We start from the raw sequence: 20,431 nt of genomic DNA, 5'->3' as shown, positions 1-20,431 counted from the left end.
TCGTCCTCGGCAGAAACGCCTGCCGAGGACACTTCCATGCCGCAACTCCTGAACGGTCGCTGGGTCGAGGACGAGGTCGCCGCATCCGAGATGCGCGACGGAGCCTTCCACCGCGAGCCGACCCGCTTCCGCCGCTGGATCACCGCCGACGGCGGTCCGGTCGATCCGAGCCTCCTGACGCCGGAACTCGCCGGCACCTCGCCCGAGACGCTGCCGGCGGAGGCCGGGCGCTATCGCCTCTATGTCGCGAAGATCTGCCCCTGGGCGAGCCGCACGCTGATCTGGCGGGCGCTCGAAGGGCTCGAGGACGCGATCTCGGTCGTGGTGGCGAACCCGGAACTCGGCGAAAACGGCTGGAGCTTCCGCGACGCCGACGGGACCTCGCGCGACGAGGTCGAGGGCATCGACCACCTCTGGCAGCTCTATCTGAAGGCGGATCCGGCCCTGACCGGCAAGGTCTCGGTGCCGGTGCTGTGGGACACGAAGACACGCACGATCGTCAACAACGAGTCCGCCGACATCGTCCGCATGCTCGACACCGCCTTCGACGCCTTCGCGAAACATCCCGTCGATCTCTATCCGGTCGAACATCGCGCGGCGATCGACGGCTGGAACGCCCGGATCTACGGAAGCCTCAACAACGGCGTCTACCGCGCCGGCTTCGCCAAGACGCAGGCCGCCTACGAGGCCGCGTTCGACGACGTCTTCGCCACGCTCGACGCGCTCGACGCGCATCTTTCGACCCGCCGCTTCCTGGTGGCGGAGCGGCCGCTCGAGGCGGACTTCCGCCTGTTCGTGACGCTGGTGCGGTTCGATGCCGCCTATCACGGGCTCTTCAAGTGCAACCTGCGCCGGATCGCCGAATATCCGGCGCTCGCCGGATACATGCGCGATCTCCACCAGTGGCCGGGCGTCGCCGAGACGGTGTCGATCGACGCGATCAAGCGCGGCTACTGGTCGATCCGCCACCTCAACCCGACCGGCATCGTGCCCAAGGGCCCGGCCTTCGACTTCGACGCGCCGCACGGACGCGGGCACTTCGGGTGAAAGTAACCGAATTTCGGTTCATCGAACGAAGAATGATGAATGAACCTGAATTCAATTCATTCGAAGCGATCGGATGCCGCATAGACGGTGAAACGGGCATCGCGGGCGAAGGCGGCGAGGCCGACGCCGAGTCTTTCGGCGAGATCGATCGCCAGTCCCGTCGGCGCCGAGACCGAGACGATGGCGCCGCAGCCGGCGGCCGCCACCTTGTGGACCATCTCGTAGGAACAGCGGCTCGACACCACGACGAAGCCCGTGGCGGCATCGATGCCCACCGTGGCGAGACCGCCGACCAGCTTGTCGACGGCGTTGTGGCGCCCGACGTCCTCGCGCACCATGACGATCCGGCCTTCGACGTCGGCGAAGGCGGCGGCATGGGTGGCGCCGGTGGCGCGGTTGAGCGGCAGGTCGGCGCCGAAGCCGTCGACGGCGCGATGGATCGCCTCGGCCGAAAAGAGCGCCGTCGTCGTCGGCCGCGACACGGGGCGCATCGCCTCGGCGATGGTGTCGACGCCGCAGAGGCCGCAGCCGGTGCGGCCTGCGAGTGCCCGGGTGCGGGCGCGCAGCGCCAGGCCGCGGGCCTCCGACACGGTCAGCCGCACCTCCCAGCCGCGCGTGACCTTCTCGGTCTCGACCGCCTCGCACTCGTCGATCGCCTCGACGATGCCCTCGGTCAGGGCGAAGCCGCGGGCGAAGTCCTCGAGGTCGGCGGGCGAGGCCATCATCACCGCGAAGGCGTTGCGATTGACCACGAGGGCGATCGGCACCTCCTCGGCGACGGTCTCCTCGAGGCGGCGGCGGCCGTCGCCGTCACGGCGTTCGGCGACGCGCGTCGACGAGCCGGCCGCGACGACCGCGGGGTTCGAAGGCCGCACGTCGCCGTCCATCGCTCACTCCATCACGATCCGCGGCCGGACACGGCCGGCGGTGCCGAAGAGACGATCCCGCACGGCACTGGCGATGGCGCCGTAGACCTTGGCGTGCGGGCCTTCCGGATCCTCGACGACGATCGGACGGCCGCCGTCGGAGCCCTCGCGGATCGCCATGGCGAGCGGCACTTCGCCGAGGAAGGGCACGCCCATCTTCGCCGCTTCCGCCCGGGCGCCGCCGTGGGAGAAGACGTCGTGGCGGGTGCCGCAGTTCGGGCAGACGAAATAGGACATGTTCTCGACGACGCCGAGGATCGGCACCTCGACCTTCTCGAACATGGCGACGCCGCGGCGGGCGTCGATCAGCGCGAGGTCCTGCGGCGTCGAGACGATCACGGCGCCGGCGAGCGGCACCTGCTGGGCGAGCGTCAGCTGGGTGTCGCCGGTGCCGGGCGGCATGTCGACGACGAGCACGTCGAGGGCGCCCCAGGCGACGTCGCGCAGCAGCTGGGTGACGGCGCTCATCACCATCGGGCCGCGCCAGATCATCGGCGCGTCCTCGTCGACCAGGAAGCCGATCGACATGACGGAGATGCCGGCGACCTGGATCGGCAGGATCTTGCCGTTCACCATCTCGGGCTGACGGCCGGTCAGGCCGAAGATCTTCGGCACCGAGGGGCCGTAGACGTCGGCGTCGAGCAGGCCCACCTTCAGGCCGAGGCGCGACAGCGCCAGCGCGAAGTTCGCCGAGGTGGTCGACTTGCCGACGCCGCCCTTGCCGGAGGCGACGGCGACGACGTGACGGACGTCGGGCACGAGGCTCGGCTTGTCGGCGGCTGCGGGACGGGCGGCGGCCTGGGGCGCGGGCGCCTGCGAGGCGGCACGCTCGGCGGTCAGCGAGACCAGCGTCGACTCGACGCCGGGCAGCGCGGCGACGGCCGCCTCGGCCGCCTTGCGCATCGGCTCCATCGCCGCGGCGCGGGCCGGATCGACGGCGATCGAGAAGCAGACGCGGCCGCCCTCCACCAGGATCTCCGACAGGGCACCGGAGGCGGAGAGCGAGTGGCTGCCGTCGGGCCCGGCAACGGTGGCCAATGCTTGCAGGACGGCTTCGCGGGTAATGGGCATGGAGGATCTCCGGACATCGGATGCGCATCGGGCGCTCTCGCCTCCGATAGACACTCCCCCGGCGCGGGCGTCAACGGTCGATGCAGCGCGGTGCGTTCAAGTGACGGTTACGTCGAGGTGCGTCCTGCGAAGTTCTACCAAGGGTAAAAGATCGAAGGTCAGCGAAGTCACATGACGCAGGGGCATGTACGGCAAGCTGCCGACCAGACCGGCCATTTCGACGCAGTGCAGCTAATCCTTTTGCATTTGGCCCGACCTCGAGTCAATATTCAGCCAGATGAGATCATGTTTGTCGTCATTTTGAGAAATTTCACAAGAATGCATTGGGCTCATACCTGGGATTCCAAGGCGCTATTTTGATTGACCTCGCTTCAACGCGTCAATAGACAAGAAAATTACATAAAATTCGCCGATCGCACGAGCTTACCCGGGACGTTTCATGGCCCTGCGCGACATTGCACTGAAACTCGGCTTGAGCGTTACGACGGTGTCGCGCGCGCTCGCCGACTATTCGGACGTCGCGGCCGAGACTCGCCGCCGCGTCCGCGCCGAAGCCGAGCGGATCGGCTACGTTCCCAACGCCATGGCCCGTCGGCTGCGCAAGGGGCGCACCGACGCGATCGGTGTGGCGGTTCCCTGCGGGGCGGGTACGCTCGAGGACACGTTCCTGTCGACGGCACTGGTCGGCACCTGGTCACGGCTGGCCGAGTTCGAGCAGGATCTGATGTTGTTGCCGTCGGCGGACGGCGCCTCCTGCGGCGACGATCGCGACAGCCTCGCCTTCCGGCGCGCGGTGGCGGAGCGACGGATCGACGGCATGATCATCGTGCGACCGCGGCGCGACGATCCGCGCATCGCCACCCTGCGGGCGGCGGGCATGCCCTTCGTGCTGCTGGACGGTTCCGCTTGCGGGCACGACGACGTCGCGGCGATCGGCTCCGACGAGGCGCGCGCCGCGCGGATGGTATGCGAGCGGTTGGCAGCGCTCGGCCACACCGGCCTGACCTGTGTCGGTCCGATCGAGGACTTCGACTTCGCCCTCGCCCGTTTCGAGCAGTTCGAGACGGCCGCCGCCGAACTGGGGCTGCGCTTCGACAAGGCGACGGCGCCACTCTCGGCCGCCGGGGGACGCGAGGCGACCGAACGCCTCGTCGCCGGGCCCGGCCCGGTCCCGACCGCCCTCGTCTTCCTCACCAACCGCATGGCGATCGGCGGCATGGCGGCCCTGACGCGGAGCCGACACGAGATCGGACGCGACGTCTCGACGATCACCTTCGGCGACAGCCACGCGCTGCACCACGCGGTGCCGGAGGTCACGGTCGTGCGGCCGCAGACGCACGACATGGCGCGTCACGCGGTCGACGCGCTTCTGGCGATGCGCGACCGGCGTCCCTTCGATCTCATCCGCCACTGGGTGCCGACGCTCGATCTGCGCCAGTCCGACCGACGGATGCGGCGGGAGGCGTGAGGCCTCACGCCCCGTGGCCGCCGTGCTCGGCGCGGTGGATGTCGAGCTCGTCGATGCCGACCTCGAAGGATCCGGCGTCGTCGAGGGCCTGGTCGGGCAGATCCGGCGCCGGCTCGTGCACCCGGAAGAACAGCGCATAGGCGGCCGGCAGGACGACGATGGTCAGGACCGTCGCCGCGAGGATGCCGCCCATCATGGCGTAGGCCATCGGCCCCCAGAAGGCCGACTGGGCGATCGGCAGGAGCGCCAGCACCGCCGCCGCCGCGGTCAGCATGATCGGACGGAAACGGCGGACCGCCGCTTCGATCGTCGCGTGCCAGGGATGGTGGCCGGCGGCCATGTCCTGGTCGATCTGGTCGATCAGGATCACCGAGTTGCGCATGATGATGCCGGCGAGCGCGATGACGCCGAGGATCGCCACGAAGCCGAAGGCCGACTGGGTGACGAGGAGCGCCGCCGCCGCGCCGATCAGGCCGAGCGGCGCCGTCATGAAGACCAGCATGGTCTTGCCGAAGTGCTGCAGCTGCAGCATCAGCAGCACCATCATGACGAGGATCATGATCGGCGCCTTGGCGTTGATCGAGGCCTGGCTCTTGGCCGATTCCTCCACCGCGCCCTGCATCTCGATGGTGTAGCCGGGCGCCAGGCTCTGGCGCAGCGGCTTCAGTCCGTCGTAGATGCGCTGCGTCACGTCGTTGGAGGGCACGCCGTCGGGGATGATGCCGCGCACGGTGATCGAGGGCAGCCTGTCGCGCCGCCATTCGACGCCCGGCTCCATCACCGGCACGACGCGGGCGACCTGGGTCATCGGCACCGAGCGACCGGCGGCGGTCTGGACATAGGTCTCCTCGACCGCGGTCAGCAGGTCGCGCCGTTCGCCGCCGCCGCGAGCGACGATGGCGATGGTCTCGTCGCCGTTGCGGAACTCACCGATCGAGGCGCCGGAGAGCGCCACCTGGAGGGTCTGGCGGATCGCCTGCGAGGTCACGCCGAGGGCGCGGGCGCGGTCCTGGTCGACGACGAGACGCAGCGCCGGGACCGGCTCCAGCCAGTCGTCGTGGATGGTCGAGAGCAGCGGGTCGGCGCGGAAGGCGAGCTTCACCTCGTCGGCGATGCGGCGGACCTCTGCGCGTTCCGGGCCGGTCACCCGCATCTGCACCGCCCAGCCGACCGGCGGGCCGTTGTAGAGGCGATCGACCTTGAAGCGGATCGTCGGGTAGTCGCGGGCGATCAGAGTGCGCAGCGACGTCACCAACCGGTCGCGGGCCTTGAGGTCCTTGGAGACGATGACGAACTGGGCGTAGTTCGGGTTGCGCAGCTGCTGGTCGAGCGGCAGGTAGAAGCGCGGCGCGCCCTCGCCGACGAAGGTGGTGACCATCGCCTGATCGGGGTCCTGCATGATGCGCTTCTCGAGCTCGCGCGCCTTGGCGTCGGTCTCGGCGATGCCGGTGCCTTCCGGGAACCACAGGTCGACGAGAAGCTCGAGCCGGGTCGATTCCGGGAAGAAGCTCTTCGGGATGAACTTGAAGCCGGCGATACCGACGAAGAAGGCGACCAGCGTCAACGCCAGCACCAGGATGCGACGCCGCACGCCCCAGGCGATCGTCGCCCTGAGGGCGCGATAGAAGGCCGTGTCGAAGGCGTCGTGATGCTCGCCGGCGTGGGGGCGCGACTTCAGCACCATGTTGCCGATCCACGGCGTGAAATAGACCGCCGCGATCCACGACGTGACCAGCGCGATGCCGACCACCCAGAACAGCGAGTTGACGTACTCGCCCGCCGTCGACTTGGCGAAGCCGACAGGGATGAAGCCGGCGGTCGTCACCAGCGTGCCGGTCAGCATCGGGAAGGCGGTCGAGGTATAGGCGAAGCTCGCCGCGGAGATCTTGTCGAGGCCCTCGTCGAGTTTGCGCTCCATCATCTCGACCGCGATCATGGCGTCGTCGACCAGCAGACCGAGGGCGATGATCAGCGCGCCGAGCGAGATGCGCTGCAGGTCGATGCCCATCACCTCCATCACCGAGAAGGTGGCGCAGAGCACCGTCGGGATGGTGATGGCGACGACCAGACCGGCACGCAGGCCGATCGACAGGAAGGACACCGCCAGCACGATCGCCAGAGCCTCGAGCAGCGCCTCGAAGAACTCGTCGATCGAATGGGCGACGATCTCGTGCTGGTCGGAGATCTTGCCGATCTCGGCGCCGAGCGGCAGGGCGGCGCGGACGCGGTCCATCGTCTCGGCGACCGAACGGCCGATCTTGGTGACGTTGCCGCCCTTGTTCATGACGAGGCCGAGCACCACGGCGTCGCGGCCCTGGAAGCGGAAGCGGCGATCGGGCGGATCGATCAGGCCCGACGAGATCGAGGCGATGTCGCCGAGACGGATGACCTCGCTGCCTGCGCGGATGCGCAGTTCCTTGAGGTCGTCGAGGGTCTTCAGATTGCCGTCGACGGCGATGCGCACCGAGCGTTCGCCGGTCTCGACGCGGCCGGCGGGCACCTGCGAGTTCTGGCGGGCGAGCGCGTCGGCGATCGCCTCGACGCCGATGCCGCGGGCGGCGAGCGTGCGGGAGGAGACGTCGATGTAGATCTTCTCGTCCTGGTCGCCGAGGATCTGCGCCTTCTCGATGCCGGGGATGCGCAGCGCGGCGTCGCGGGCGCGCTTGGCGAAGGTCTTGAGCTCGGGATAGGAGAAGCCGTCGCCGGTGAAGGCCCACAGGCCGATGTAGGTGTCGCCGAACTCGTCGTTGAAGTAGGGGCCCATCACGCCCGAGGGGAAGCTCGACGAAATGTCCGAGATCTTCTTGCGCACCTGATAGAAGGCGTCGGTCACGTCGCGGCCGAAGACGTCGCCGCGGATCGACACCATCACCACCGCCGAGCCGGCGCGGGTGTAGGACTTGACGTTCTCGAGGCCGGGCGTCTCCTGCAGCTTGCGCTCGATCTTGTCGACGACCTGATCCTGCATCTCCTCGAGGCTGGAGCCCGGCCACGCGGCCTGGACGACCATGACGCGGAAGGTGAAGTCGGGATCTTCCTTCTGTCCCAGCGACAGGACGGACGTGATGCCGGCGACCACCACCAGCACGAAGAAGAAGCGCGTCAGATGGGCATGACGGATCGCCCAACGTGACAGATTGAAGCCCTGACCGGGAACGGAACTGCGCAGCATCGGTGTCACTCGCCGGTTCGAGGGCTCAACGGGTCGCCGCCGCCTGGGCGGCGGCATCCGGCAGGTGGACCTTGCGGCCCGGCACCAGGAACTGGGTTCCGGCGGTGACGATCACCTCGCCCGCCGCGAGCCCCGAACGGATCCGCACGCCCTCGGGCGCCACGGCGCCGAGTTCGACCTCGCGCGGCTGGACGGTGGCGGTGGCGGGATCGACCACCCAGACGCGGGGGTGATCCGGCGCACCGGACAGCGCCGCGACCGGCACGACGATCGTGCCCTCGGCGACCGGCACCGTCGCCTCGACCGTGGCGGTCATGCCGAGGCGGACGCGGGCGTCGTCGTCGAGGGCGACGCGGATGGCGTAGGTGCGCGAGGCGGGATCGGCCGAGCCGGCGATCTCGCGGATGCGGCCCGACAGCGCCAGATCGCGATCGGCGAAGAAGCGCAGGGCGACGACCTGATCGCGGGCAAAGCGGGTCACGTCCTGCTCGGGCACGGCGATCGCCACTTCCTTCTCGCCGTCGCGGGCGAGCGTCACGACGGGCGTACCGGCGGCGACCACCTGGCCGACGTCGGCGCGGATGTCGGTGACGATGCCGTCGCCGTCGGCCTCGAGGGCGGCATAACCGATCTGGTTGACGGCCTGATCGCGGGCATAGACGGCGGCTTCCAGCGCGGCGCGGGCCTGATCGGCCTCGAGATCGGCGCGGTCGAGGCCGCTGTCGGCGAGGAAGCCCTTCTTGTTGAGCGCCTGGGCACGGGCGCGACCGTCGTCGGCGACCTTCACCCGGGCACGGGCGGCGGCGACGTTGGCGTCCGCGGTGCGCAGCTGCAGCTCGAGGTCGGTGCGGTCGAGACGGGCGAGCACGGCGCCGACGGTGACCTTGTCGCCGACGTTGGCGAGGCGCTCGACCATCTTGCCGGGGACGCGGAAGCCGAGGGCGGTCTCGACGCGGGCGCGGACCGATCCCGAATAGATCAGCGTGCGCGTCTCGGATCCGGCCGAGACGGTCATGACGCGGACGGGGCGGATCGGTTCGCCGCTCTCCGCCTTCTTCTCTTCCTTGCAGGCCGCGAGCGGCAGAGCGAGGACGAGGGCGGCGAGCGCGAGGCGCGCGGCTCTGGACGAGGCGAACATGCAGTGGGTCTCCTCGGTTCCGGTCAGGCCGGACGACCAGCGGGGCCGCGCAGGGCGGCGATCAGGAAATCGGCCAGTTCCTCGGCACCGGCCCGTTCGGGGTCGTTGCCGCAATGGACGATCAGGATCGGGTGGATGTGCGAGGCGAAGGCCTGGCGCAGGCAGACGGCGGTGCGGCGGGTGTCGGCGACGGGGGCGAACTCGCCCGTCTCGATGCCGGCGCGGATCATCTCTTCGATGACGTCGCAGAAGTTGGCGAGATGCCGGTTGATCGACGGCCATTCCTGACGGATCGCCACCTCGGCGATCTCGTGGACCTTGCGATCGTGCACCAGCGTGGCGACGGTGTGGGCGTGATCGTCGATCAGCAGACGGCGCAGCCGTTCGGACGGGCTACCCGGCCCGTCGGCGATGGCGCGATACATCCGCCGCCGCTCGGCGAACAGGCGTTCGGCGATGCCCTCGACGATGGCGATCTTGGAGGCGAAGAAGCGATAGACGTTGGCCGGCGACATGCCGAGCTCGCGGGCGATGTCGGCGACGGTGGTCTTTTCCCAGCCGTAGTGGCGGAACAGCCGATCGGCGACGTCGAGCACGCGCGTCGCCGTGTCCACCACCTCGGGAGCGTTCTGAGCCGTCATGCCCGTCTCCGGAACCCTGAATTCTGTGCACTGACGAATTTCATAATTCGTCAGTCGTAAGGAAAGGGTGAACGGGTGTCAACGGGGGGGGGGAAGTTGTTGGAAGAGGGGGCGTTGCAAGACTTCACTCACAGAAATAATAGCAGATCGAAATCCTACCAATGAGGGTCAATGATAACGAATTCAGTAACGAGATTAATTGGCCCCACTAGCCGTTTGGTCTACCGCCAATCACCCATTGGGGAGTTGCTGCCGGGTTGTGAGTTAGCTCCAACGATGGCCTCCTCCGGACACCGCCAGAAACCATGCGATGAACGTCGCCAACAAAAGTGACCAACGACAAATTTCTGGCACGATTCTTCCGACCAACTTACGTCGACTCCCCCTCGGCCGAGAAAGAGCATCAACAACAGAGACCGGATGGCGGGGATCTCTCTTCAATATTTCCAATATAATATCCAGCTTCTCACTTGACCTCATCAGAGCAGATGATAACAAAAATACAATAATAGTACCAAATGACAAAATTATAGACACCAAGTATGGTGAATTTCTTCCATTTATTGCCCCAGCTATCACTAATCCGAAGAAAACCAACATAAAATTTAGCCGCTGACCGACCAGCATTTCAACAAACATACGCTCCTGGCTAATATCCCATCGCGGCGAGATGAGATTTTTTTCTTCTACAATATTTGAATTATCGCGAACTATGCGCCTCGCTTCATCGTAATCCATTACTAAATCCTTTGGCTAAAAATTACATATACACCTCAGGTGAAACTTCACACTGAATTGACCGAAATCGCAATAATATGAAACCTACGTCTAGGGGAGTAGGCAACGGTGTCATCCGGAATATCCTGGACAGAGCCTCACCTCTTCAGCGCGAACAAATGAATTCAATCAGAGGTAAATACTTTGTTTTTCGGCTTGGGACAACAACGGAACTTCGGCTTTGGGTCGCATGCCGTTGGACGCACCGTGCCGAATCCGGCAGGCTGAGCGGAACCCGATCGTGCCTTTTCGTCCTTCCAAGCCCAGGAGGGTGCCCCACCGGCACGGACTAGAATCGAACGGCGAGGATCAGTTGCTGCACGCCGACGAGCCATTGGATCTATCGCCGGGAAGGCGCAAGACGCCGGCCCCAGCAACCATTTCCAAAACGAGTTAGACTCGCCGGAGACGACAACGGAAACCGGATCGTCTCACGACGATCCGCGACCACTCTCTGCCCCTCGCATGGCTCGGGGCGTTCGCCACCGGCCGTCGATTCACTGGATCGACGGCTCGCCGCTTCGCGGCGACCGGTGGCTCATTCCCACTCGATCGTGCCCGGCGGCTTCGACGTCACGTCGTAGACCACCCGGTTGACGCCCCTCACCTCGTTGATGATGCGGGTCGCGGTGCGGCCGAGGAAGGCCATGTCGTAGGGGTAGAAGTCGGCCGTCATGCCGTCGACCGAGGTCACGGCGCGCAGCGCGAGCACATAGTCATACGTCCGGTAGTCGCCCATCACGCCGACCGTCTGCACCGGCAGCAGCACCGCGAAGGCCTGCCAGATCACGTCGTAGAGGCCCGCCTTGCGGATCTCGTCGAGGTAGATCGCGTCGGCCTTGCGCAGGATCTCCAGCTTCTCGCGGGTGATGCCGCCCGGGCAGCGGATGGCGAGGCCGGGGCCGGGGAACGGGTGGCGGCCGATGAAGCTGTCGGGAAGGCCGAGCTCGCGGCCGAGGGCGCGGACCTCGTCCTTGAAGAGCTCGCGCAGCGGCTCGACGAGCTTCATGTTCATGCGCTCGGGCAGGCCGCCGACGTTGTGGTGGCTCTTGATCGTCACCGACGGGCCGCCGGAGAAGGAGACGCTCTCGATCACGTCCGGGTAGAGCGTGCCCTGGGCGAGGAAGGTCGGGCGGCCCTTGCCGTCGGCCTCGATCTTCTTGGCCTCGGCCTCGAAGGTCTCGATGAAGAGACGGCCGATGATCTTGCGCTTGGTTTCGGGATCGACGACGCCCTCGAGTTCACCCAGGAACACTTCCGAGGCGTCCACGTGGACCAGCGGGATGTTGTAGTGGTCGCGGAACATGCCGACGACCTGCTCGCTCTCGCCCATCCGCATCAGGCCGTGGTCGACGTAGATGCAGGTCAGCTGATCGCCGATCGCCTCGTGGATGAGGACGGCCGCGACCGACGAGTCGACGCCGCCGGAGAGGCCGCAGATGACGCGTTCCTTGCCCACCTGGGCGCGGATCTTGGCGATCATCTCGGCGCGATAGGCCGACATCGACCAGTCGGACTTCAGCCCGACGATCTCGTGCACGAAGTTCGCCAGCAGCTTGCCGCCGTCGGGGGTGTGGACCACCTCGGGGTGGAACATCGTGGTGTAGTAGCGGCGCTTCTCGTCGACGGCGATGGCGAAGGGCGCGTTCTCCGAGGTGCCGACCACTTCGAAGCCTTCGGGAAGCACGGTGACGCGGTCGCCGTGGCTCATCCACACCGGATAGCGGCTGCCCTTCTCCCAGAAGCCTTCGAAGAGCGGGCTCGCCTTCAGGATCTCGACGTCGGCGCGGCCGAATTCGGCGGCATGCCCGCCCTCGACCTTGCCGCCGAGATCGGTGCAGAGCGTCTGCTGGCCATAGCAGATCGCGAGGATCGGCACGCCGGCCTCGAACACCGCCTTCGGCGCGCGGGGGGAGCCCTCGTCGGTCACCGAGGCCGGGCCGCCGGAGAAGATGACGCCCTTGGGGTTCAGCTTGGCGAAGGCCGCGTCGGCCGACTGGAACGGGTGGATCTCGCAGTAGACGCCGGTCTCGCGGACGCGGCGGGCGATCAGCTGGGTCACCTGCGAACCGAAGTCGATGATGAGGATCGAATCGTGGGTCATGGTCATCCCTCGGGGTCGCGGGCGCCGGGCGCCGGAAATGGCTGTGGATCGGCGGGCCGTGGGGTCCACCGGGAACGTTGCGGATGGCTCTAGATCAAGCCGGCCTCTCGGGCAAGCGCAGGAAGAGCCGGACGGTGAGCGGTTTCAGGGCGATGCCGAACCAGTGCTTGGCGACGGTCACCTCGCGCGGCGTCGGGTCGGCCTCGAGCATGGTGCGGGCGGAAAGGGCGCAGGCGTCGTCGTCATGCGCGCAGACGACGGCGATGCCGTCGCGGCGGGTGCGTTCCGCCGTCGCCCAGGGCGATTTCAGCCGATCGAACTCGATCAGCATCGACGGGCCCTCGGGCGCATAGAACGAGACGTTGGAGGCGAGATCGAAGGTGCCGGCGACGAAGGCGAGCGGCGTGCCGGCGGCCTCGCGCCAGATCCGGGAGACCTCGCGGCCGAGCTCGGCGCGCGGCTCGACGGCGACCTTCGAACCATGGAGCGTCGTCACGACATCGATCACCGGCGCCGCGGCGATCAGTGCGCTCCAGACGAGACCGACGAGGAGGGCGACGCGATCGAGCCGGAAGCGGCGATCGTCGAGGCCGGGGGTCGAGGTGGTGAGCCAGCCCCAGGGGAACATCAGCGGGAAGCCCCATTGCGAGGAGAGCTTCACCCATTTCCAGGTGCCCAGCGCCGCCATGGCGACGAAGGAGAAGAGGCCGACGCCGAGCACGGCGCGGCGGCCTTCGTCCGAGCGCCGCCAGGAGAAGACGGCGCGGAGCCCGCGCCAGTCGGACCGCGGCAGGGCGACGAGCACGGCGGCGATCATCGGCGCGAGGAAGAGCACCATTGAGAAGGGCAGCCGCACCAGATAGTTGACGAACTGGGCGGTGGAGGCCGCCTGCTGCTTCTCGGCATAGGCGAGCGTGCGGAACTCGGTCGCGACCATCCACCAGAGATGCGGCGCCAGCGCGAGAAGGCCGACCACCGCGGCGGCGATCATCGCCGGCGAGGCGAGGATCGCCCGGCGGCGCGGATCGAGCAGGACGGTGACGATCATGCCGAGGATCAGCACCACCGAGACGTATTTCGACAGCATCGCCACGGCGAGCAGCAGCCCGAGAACGGCGCCGTTGACCGCCGTCGGCGCGCGCATCGCCCTGAGGAAGGCCCAGGTCGCCCAGGGCCAGACGGCGAGCAGCACGGCGTTGGCGTTGAACTTGACCGCGAGGAAGCCCCAGATCGGCGTCAGCGCGAGGCCGGCGATCGCCAGCAGGCGGCGGCGGGCGGAGGTGTCGACGACGCCGGTGAGCGCCCAGGTGCCGGCGAGGCCGACCGCGGCGTTGACGGCGGAGAGCAGGTAATAGGCCCAGTCGGCGCGCGGCAGGAGCGCGAACCACGCCCCCGTCACCCAGGCGAAGAAGGGCGGATGCTTCCAGTAGCCGAGCTGCCACTCGCGGCCCCAGGTCCAGTTCTCGACCATGTCGACACTGTCGGCGAGGTTGTTCTGCGACAGCAGCGGGACGAGCGTCCAGACGACGACGTGGCCGGCGAGGAGCAACAGCACGAGCAGCCAGGCGCGGTCGTCGCGCTCGGCGAAGCCGAAGCGGCGGGCGGCGAGCGCGTCGAAGGCGTCGGCGAGCGCCATCACCCGATCGGTCGCGTCCTGGAGCCTCTCACGCAGCCTCATCCGTTCCTGCTCCGCGTCAGCACGGCGGCGAAGAAGCCGTCGGTGCCGGAAGTGGCGGGCGTGAGCCGCAGGCAATCGCCGAGCCCGGCGCGCGGGGCGACGAAGGGCGCGAGCTTCGCACGCGATTCGCCGGCGAGGCGGGCGAGCGGATCGGCGAGGCGGAAGCCGTCGTGACGGCCGAGGAAGGCGGCGACGCGGTCCTCGTTCTCCTCCGGCAGCACCGAGCAGGTGACGTAGACGATGCGGCCGCCGGGCGCCACGAATCGGGCGGCCTCGTCGAGCACGGCATCCTGATCCTTCATGCGCTCGTCGAGCGCGTTGGGGCGCAGGCGCCACTTGGCGTCGGGCCGGCGGCGCCAGGTGCCGGTGCCGGTGCAGGGGGCGTCGACGAAGACGCAGTCGATCGAACCCTCGAGATCGGCGAGCACGTCGGCGTCGCGCTCCGGCGGGCGCAGGGTGACGATCGAGGCGCCGGCGCGGGCGGCACGGTCGCGGAAGTCGCCGAAGCGGCGCTTGTCGACCTCGTAGGCGAAGATCGCGCCCTCGTTCGCCATCTCGGCGGCGAGCGCCAGCGACTTGCCGCCACCGCCGGCGCAGAGATCGAGCACGCGTTCGCCGGCCTCGGCACCGGCGACGAGGGCGGCGAGCTGCGAGCCCTCGTCCTGGATCTCGACGACACCGTCCTGATAGGCGGCCTCGGAGGGGACATGCACGGGCTTGGCCGTCGGCCCGCCCTCGGGCAGGCGCAGACCGTGCGGGGCGAGCGGGGTCGCGGTCACGGCGAGGCCCGCCAGCGCGACGAGAGCGTCGGCGCGGGTCGCCTTCAGCGTGTTGACGCGGAGATCGACCGGGGCGCGCTCGGCGAGCGCCCTGCCCTCGTCGACCAGCCGTTCGCCCCAGACCGAGGCGAGCGAGGAGACCAGCCATTCCGGCAGGTCGGCGCGGACGTGATCGGGGGCGTCGGCGAGCGCTGCGGCGGGATCGGCGGCGAGGCGCTCGCGCTCGGCGGCGGCGAGCGGCTTCGGCGCATGCGGATCGGCGAGCGCCGCCTCGAGGCCGGCGACGCCTTCGCCCCAGAGGATCGCATAGGTCGCCAGCACCGCGGCGCGCGGGGCCGCATCGCCCATGAGATGGGCGAGCGAGGCCTTGCGGCGCAGCGCATCGAAGGCGAGCGAGCCGATGGCGTTGCGGTCGCCGGAGCCGGCGAAGCGATGGGAGAGGCCCCAGTCCTTCAACGCGTCGGCCAGCGGGCGACGGCGCTTCTCGACGTCCTCGAGCACTTCGATCGCCGCCTGGAGACGGCCGCCGGTCTTCATTGTTCGTATTTCCTGTCGATGCGGCGATTGGCGAGGACGAGGCCGAGCGCGGCGGCCACGAGGCCGAGCGCGGCGAAGAGCCACTTCAATTGCGTGCGGAAGGAGGCGGCGGAGACGGTCGCATCGGCGATCGCATCCGGCGGGCGGCGCAGCATCTCGGCGATCGCCGCGTTCTCGGCGATGTCGAAGGCGGCGGTGGGCAGGACGATCGCCACGGCCAGCAGCAGCGCGTGACGACGCGCCATGCCGGCGTGGACGAGGATCTCGGCGAGGAAGAGGCTGAGCGACACCGCGTAGAGCGGCGCGAAGACGTCGTCGAGGCGGAGCTGGACGAGGAGATAGTCGAGCCGCCCCTCGGGGCCGAGCGCGCGCAGCAGGTCGACCGCGTCGCGCCGATCGTAGCCGAGCACCCGCATGTCGAAGATCGGCAGGCCGGCGGTGACCGTCGTCAGCCGCGGCACGACGACGAAATGCATCACCGCGAAGATCACGACGGTCGCGGTGAGCAGCGCCACCAGCGCGCCGAAGCGCAGGCGGGCGAGATCGACGAGCGGTTTGCGGCCTTCGGCCATGGATCCCCCTCCCCGGTCGGTCGCGCGTCGCCCACCCTCAGGCGCGGACGACGGTCGCGATCATGTCGATCAGCATCACGATCACCGCCACGACGCCGACGAAATAGGCCGGCGCGCGGAAGCGCAAGTCGTTCGGCCCGCAATGGGCGATCGCATGGGCGATGCGGCTCGCCACGAAGACCACCGCCGCCACGACGAGGACCGGGCCGACCGCCTTCAGCCACAGCGCGAGGAGGGCCAGCGCATAGAACAGCACCGGCACCTCGAACTGGTTGGAGAAGTTGTTCGACGCCGCCCGCGCCTGCTTCGGCCAGCCTTCCGGCGAGAGCATCACCCCCGGGCCGACCTTCTTCTCGGCGACCGCGACCTTGCGCGTCCAGCCCAGCCAGAAGCCGACCGCAATGGTCAGGACCATCTGGGCGAGGACGGCGAGGATCAGCAGTCGCTCGAGCGCGGTCATCAGATGTTGCTCGGGTAGTTCGGGCTCTCGCGGGTGATGGTCACGTCGTGGACGTGGCTCTCGCGCAGGGAGGCGCCCGAGATGCGGACGAAGCGGGACTTCTCGGAGAATTCCGGCAGCGTCTTGGCGCCGACATAGCCCATGGCGGCGCGCAGGCCGCCGGCGAGCTGATGCAGCACGCCGGAGAGCGGACCCTTGTAGGGGACCTGGCCCTCGATGCCTTCCGGCACCAGCTTCAGCGTGTCGCGCACTTCCGCCTGGAAGTAGCGATCGGCCGAGCCGCGCGCCATGGCGCCGACCGAGCCCATGCCGCGGTAGGCCTTGTAGCTGCGACCCTGGTGCAGATAGACCTCGCCGGGGCTCTCCTCGGTGCCGGCGAGCAGCGAGCCGATCATGGCGACGTTGGCGCCGGCGGCGAGCGCCTTGGCGAGGTCGCCCGAATACTTGATGCCGCCGTCGGCGACCACCGGCACACCGGCGGCGCGGGTGGCCTCGACGGCCTCCATGATGGCGGTGAGCTGCGGCACGCCGACACCGGCGACGATACGGGTGGTGCAGATCGAGCCCGGACCGATGCCGACCTTGACGGCGTCGGCGCCGGCGTCGATCAGCGCCTTGGCGGCGTCCTTGGTGGCGATGTTGCCGGCGAGGACCTGGGTCGAGTTCGACAGCTTCTTGACGCGCTCGACCATCGCCAGCACGTGCTGCGAATGGCCGTGGGCGGTGTCGACCACCAGCAGGTCGACGCCGGCGTCGATCAGGCGCTCGGCACGCTCGAAGCCCTTGTCGCCCGTCGTGGTGGCGGCGGCGACGCGGAGGCGGCCCTGGGCGTCCTTGGAGGCGTTGGGGTTCAGCTGCGCCTTCTCGATGTCCTTGACGGTGACGAGACCGGTGCAGCGATACTGCTCGTCGACCACCAGCAGCTTCTCGATGCGGTGGGAGTGGAGCAGGCGCTTGGCCTCCTCCTGGCTCACGCCTTCCTTCACCGTCACCAGATTCTCACGCGTCATCAGTTCGTAGACGCGCTGGTTCGGGTTGGAGGCGAAGCGGACGTCGCGGTTGGTCAGGATGCCGACCAGGCGGCCGATGTGGGAGCCGCCGAGTTCGGCGTCCTCGACCACCGGAATGCCGGAGATCTTGTAGCGGGCCATCAGCGCGAGCGCATCGGCGAGCGTGGCGTCGGGGCCGATGACGATCGGGTTGATGACCATGCCCGATTCGAACTTCTTGACCTGACGGACCTGCTCGGCCTGCTCGTCGGGCTCCATGTTGCGATGGACGACGCCGATGCCGCCGGCCTGGGCCATGGCGATGGCGAGACGCGCCTCGGTGACGGTGTCCATGGCGGCGGAGAGGATCGGCAGATTGAGCTCGATCTCCTTGGTCACGCGCGAGCGGACGTCGACCTCGCCCGGCATGACCTCGGAGTGACCGGGCAGCAGGAGCACGTCGTCGAAGGTGAGCGCTTCGGCGGAATAGGAGGGTTCGTAGAAGGTCGCCATCGGCCAACGTCCTCATCAGAAATGCGGAAAGGCCGGCCGGCGGATCACAGGGTCACCCGCAGCCGGTTCCGATATGTGGTTCATCGGAGTTGGCGGCGGTCGTTAACACGGAAATGACGAAAGGGGAAGAGAGCGACGAAATCTCGTGGGTGAAGGTCGGCCATGCGCGGGATGTGGGGGTGGAGAGGAGCACCGCTACCGTGCGGGAGCAAAGCCCACACAAGACGCCCGGGAGTATTTCATTGATCCCGAACGGGAGCATATCTTGACATGGACCGGGTATCGACGTCATCATGATCCCGAACGGGAACGTACGTCGATAAACCCCTTCGAAGGCGATCACCATGCCGTCCTCACCTCGCCTCCCGCTCGCGACGGGCGCCCTGTCCGCCGCCCTGCAGCCGGCAACGCTGGTGGCCGCAGGGCAGTCGATCGCCACCGGTCGGATGCGGCCGGACATGTTCGACCTTCCGGGGACAGATGCCATCGCCTCCCCCGCCGACCTCGGAGCCCTCGTCCGTGCCGTGCGCAAGGCCGCGGGGCTCGACCAGCAGGGGCTCGCCGATCTCGCCGGTGTCGGGCGGCGCTTCGTCTCCGAGCTGGAGAACGGCAAGCCGACGCTCGAGTTCGGCAAGGTCCTGACGGTCGCCGCTGCTCTCGGCATCGACCTCCTGGCGAGAAAGCGGTGAACCGATGGTCGCCCGTCTCCTCGACGTCCGCCTCGAGGCCTTCGACGATCCGGTCGGCCGGCTCGCCTCCGACGACCACGGCGCAATGGCCTTCGCCTACATGGCCGAGCATCTCGCCCGCGCCGATGCCCTGCCGCTGTCGATGTCGATGCCGCTCGGCGACGCACCCTTCGGCGACGTCGCGGCGCGGGCGTGGTTCGACAACCTGCTGCAGGAGAACGACCAACTGGCGCAGGTCATGGCGCGCGAGGGCGTGGCGCGCGAGGACATCGCCGGGCTCCTGTGGCATCTGGGTGGCGACTGCCCCGGCGCCGTGTCGTGCCTACCGGCCGGCTCCGAGCCGACCAAACGACCGGGACGTCTCGACCGCGACTACGACGAGATCGACGAGGCGACGCTGAACGACCTCGCGCGGCGGCTGCACGACCGCGAGCCCCTGCCCGATGTCGCGCGCGATCCCTCGCCGCTCGCCGGTGTGCGGCGGAAGCTGGCGGTGACGGTCGACGGACCCCGCCTCTATCTGCCGAAGCCGGGGAGCCGGGCACCGACCACCCACATCCTCAAGGTGCCGCCGCGCCACGCGCCGCGCGAGGCCGGGCTCGAAGCGGCGGCGACGCTTCTGGCGCAAGAGGCATTTCTCACGCTCGCCTATGAACGTCACGTCGCGGTTCCGGACGCCGCCAACTCGTTCTTCCTCGACATCTCGGGCATTCCGGCGCTGCTCATCCCCCGCTTCGATCGCCGTTTCACGACCGAAGGCGAGATCTTCCGCCTGCATCAGGAGGATTTCGCCCAGGCACTCGGCCTGCCGGCGGGCCTCAAATACGAGCGCGACGGGTCGCCCGGCCGGCGCTTCGATGCCGCGGCGATCGCCGACCTGTTGCGGCGGACGCGCGATCCGGCGGTGGCGATGCGGCAGTTCCTGATCGCGAGCTTCTTCGATCTGGCGATCGGCAACACCGACAACCACGCCAAGAACCACGCGCTGCTGTGGGACGCCGGGCGGACGCCGCGCCTCGCGCCGCTCTACGACCTCGGCCCGACGCTGCTCGATCCGGGCGTCGTCCACGACCTGTCGTTCGCGATCGGCGCGGCCCGGCTTCCCGAAGACGTGAAAGCCGAAGACGTCGCCGCCTTCCTCGCGACCTTCGGCCTCCGACCGGCGGCGCAGCGCCGCTTTCTCCACGACGTCGTGACGACGCTTCTGCGCGCGATCGACGAGGAGGCGGCAGACCTGACGGCACGCGGCATGAAGGATTTCGACGACCTGATCGGCCGCGAGTCCGGTCGGCTCGTCGAAACACTCGGTCTCGCCGTCGACCTGCGACCACGGGATCTCCTCCCCGAAGGCCGCGGCGGCGGCTGGGGCGGCCTCAGCTGACCCCCGCCAGCTTCGCCACCCGCGCCACCTCGCTGTCGAACATCACGACGTGGCGGCGGAACCAGTCGGGGACCAGGTCTTTCGCATAGGCCCGCGCCATCATCGTGCGGCCGGCGGCGATCTGGGCGACGAAGCGGCGGCCCTCCGCCACCACACGACGGTGCTCGGCCTCGTGATGGGCGATCTCCTTGTAGGCGATCGCCTTCATCAGTGCCTCCTCGCGGGCGAAATGCGCCTCGAGGTCGTCGACGAAGGCGGTGAGCTTCTCCAGAAACGCCTCCGGTGCGGCGTCGCGTGCCGCCTTCCAGGCGACGATGGTCCGAGCGTGGTCGTCGTCGATCGCGGCGATGCCGAGAACGAGGTCTTCGAGGGGCGTTTCGCTCATGTCGCATGTCCGACGTCGGAGGGCTCTCGGAGAGGTCGCAGCAAGCGCCGTGCCGCGATCGTTCGAATTGGAGCGATCCGGGCGACGGCTCCTTCACCGCGACG

17 protein-coding genes are annotated in these 20,431 nt (G+C 68.4%); 4 read left to right on the top strand and 13 right to left on the bottom strand.

Annotated features, from left to right (window positions below; translation table 11 throughout):
- Positions 1-36: 36 nt before the first annotated feature.
- A complete protein-coding gene (locus tag ACT541_RS08450; protein WP_476135845.1) occupies positions 37-1,047 on the top strand; it encodes a glutathione S-transferase family protein in 1,011 nt (336 codons plus the stop codon).
- 56 nt (positions 1,048-1,103) lie between these two features.
- Here the strand turns inward: ACT541_RS08450 and fdhD are convergent, their stop codons facing one another.
- A complete protein-coding gene (fdhD, locus tag ACT541_RS08445) occupies positions 1,104-1,934 on the bottom strand; it encodes a formate dehydrogenase accessory sulfurtransferase FdhD (RefSeq protein ID WP_476135844.1) in 831 nt (276 codons plus the stop codon).
- A gap of 3 nt (positions 1,935-1,937) precedes the next feature.
- Positions 1,938-3,044 (bottom strand): Mrp/NBP35 family ATP-binding protein, encoded by a 1,107-nt coding sequence (locus ACT541_RS08440; RefSeq protein WP_476135842.1) that lies wholly within the window; start codon positions 3,042-3,044, stop codon positions 1,938-1,940.
- Positions 3,045-3,516: 472 nt separating this feature from the next.
- Between ACT541_RS08440 and ACT541_RS08435 the strand changes: the two genes are divergently transcribed.
- On the top strand, positions 3,517-4,512 hold the full coding sequence (locus ACT541_RS08435; RefSeq protein WP_476135840.1) for a LacI family DNA-binding transcriptional regulator: 996 nt from the start codon (positions 3,517-3,519) through the stop codon (positions 4,510-4,512).
- A gap of 4 nt (positions 4,513-4,516) precedes the next feature.
- Here ACT541_RS08435 and ACT541_RS08430 read toward each other — a convergent pair whose 3' ends face one another.
- The 10 genes from ACT541_RS08430 to guaB form a co-directional block, all read right to left on the bottom strand.
- Positions 4,517-7,684 (bottom strand): efflux RND transporter permease subunit, encoded by a 3,168-nt coding sequence (locus ACT541_RS08430; protein ID WP_476135838.1) that lies wholly within the window; start codon positions 7,682-7,684, stop codon positions 4,517-4,519.
- A 25-nt stretch (positions 7,685-7,709) separates the two neighbouring features.
- A complete protein-coding gene (locus tag ACT541_RS08425; protein ID WP_476135836.1) occupies positions 7,710-8,822 on the bottom strand; it encodes an efflux RND transporter periplasmic adaptor subunit in 1,113 nt (370 codons plus the stop codon).
- Between the two features lie 23 nt (positions 8,823-8,845).
- On the bottom strand, positions 8,846-9,463 hold the full coding sequence (locus tag ACT541_RS08420) for a TetR/AcrR family transcriptional regulator (RefSeq protein WP_476135834.1): 618 nt from the start codon (positions 9,461-9,463) through the stop codon (positions 8,846-8,848).
- Positions 9,464-9,727: 264 nt separating this feature from the next.
- The gene (locus tag ACT541_RS08415; protein WP_476135833.1) at positions 9,728-10,201 is read right to left on the bottom strand and encodes a hypothetical protein; all 474 of its coding nucleotides are present in this window, start codon (positions 10,199-10,201) and stop codon (positions 9,728-9,730) included.
- A 577-nt stretch (positions 10,202-10,778) separates the two neighbouring features.
- The gene (gene guaA / locus ACT541_RS08410; protein WP_476135831.1) at positions 10,779-12,350 is read right to left on the bottom strand and encodes a glutamine-hydrolyzing GMP synthase; all 1,572 of its coding nucleotides are present in this window, start codon (positions 12,348-12,350) and stop codon (positions 10,779-10,781) included.
- Positions 12,351-12,438: 88 nt separating this feature from the next.
- Positions 12,439-14,022, bottom strand: coding sequence for a glycosyltransferase family 39 protein (locus ACT541_RS08405; protein ID WP_476135829.1), 1,584 nt, complete (start codon positions 14,020-14,022; stop codon positions 12,439-12,441).
- A complete protein-coding gene (locus ACT541_RS08400) occupies positions 14,019-15,338 on the bottom strand; it encodes an RsmB/NOP family class I SAM-dependent RNA methyltransferase (protein WP_476135827.1) in 1,320 nt (439 codons plus the stop codon). Before ACT541_RS08400 ends, ACT541_RS08405 begins: the two co-directional genes overlap by 4 nt.
- Positions 15,335-15,910, bottom strand: coding sequence for a hypothetical protein (locus ACT541_RS08395; RefSeq protein WP_476135825.1), 576 nt, complete (start codon positions 15,908-15,910; stop codon positions 15,335-15,337). Before ACT541_RS08395 ends, ACT541_RS08400 begins: the two co-directional genes overlap by 4 nt.
- A gap of 37 nt (positions 15,911-15,947) precedes the next feature.
- Entirely contained in the window at positions 15,948-16,370 is a 423-nt protein-coding gene (locus ACT541_RS08390; protein ID WP_476135823.1) for an MAPEG family protein, read from the bottom strand.
- Positions 16,370-17,872 (bottom strand): IMP dehydrogenase, encoded by a 1,503-nt coding sequence (gene guaB / locus ACT541_RS08385; RefSeq protein ID WP_476135821.1) that lies wholly within the window; start codon positions 17,870-17,872, stop codon positions 16,370-16,372. Before guaB ends, ACT541_RS08390 begins: the two co-directional genes overlap by 1 nt.
- Positions 17,873-18,216: 344 nt before the next feature.
- Between guaB and ACT541_RS08380 the strand changes: the two genes are divergently transcribed.
- Together ACT541_RS08380 and ACT541_RS08375 are read left to right on the top strand one after the other, a co-directional pair.
- A complete protein-coding gene (locus ACT541_RS08380; protein WP_476135820.1) occupies positions 18,217-18,561 on the top strand; it encodes a helix-turn-helix transcriptional regulator in 345 nt (114 codons plus the stop codon).
- Positions 18,562-18,565: 4 nt separating this feature from the next.
- A complete protein-coding gene (locus ACT541_RS08375) occupies positions 18,566-19,942 on the top strand; it encodes a HipA domain-containing protein (protein WP_476135818.1) in 1,377 nt (458 codons plus the stop codon).
- On the opposite strand, the gene ACT541_RS08370 is transcribed toward ACT541_RS08375, so the two are convergent.
- Positions 19,935-20,327 carry a bacteriohemerythrin gene (locus ACT541_RS08370; protein WP_476135817.1) on the bottom strand — a complete coding sequence of 131 codons (393 nt, stop codon included), beginning with the start codon at positions 20,325-20,327 and terminating at the stop codon, positions 19,935-19,937. The two genes, ACT541_RS08375 and ACT541_RS08370, sit on opposite strands and share 8 nt — an antisense overlap.
- Positions 20,328-20,431 lie beyond the last annotated feature (104 nt).

This window comes from Pinisolibacter sp. DMC100 (assembly GCF_056313705.1).
The sequence above is the reverse complement of the archived record's forward strand: the minus strand, read 5'-3'. Positions and strand labels throughout refer to the sequence as shown.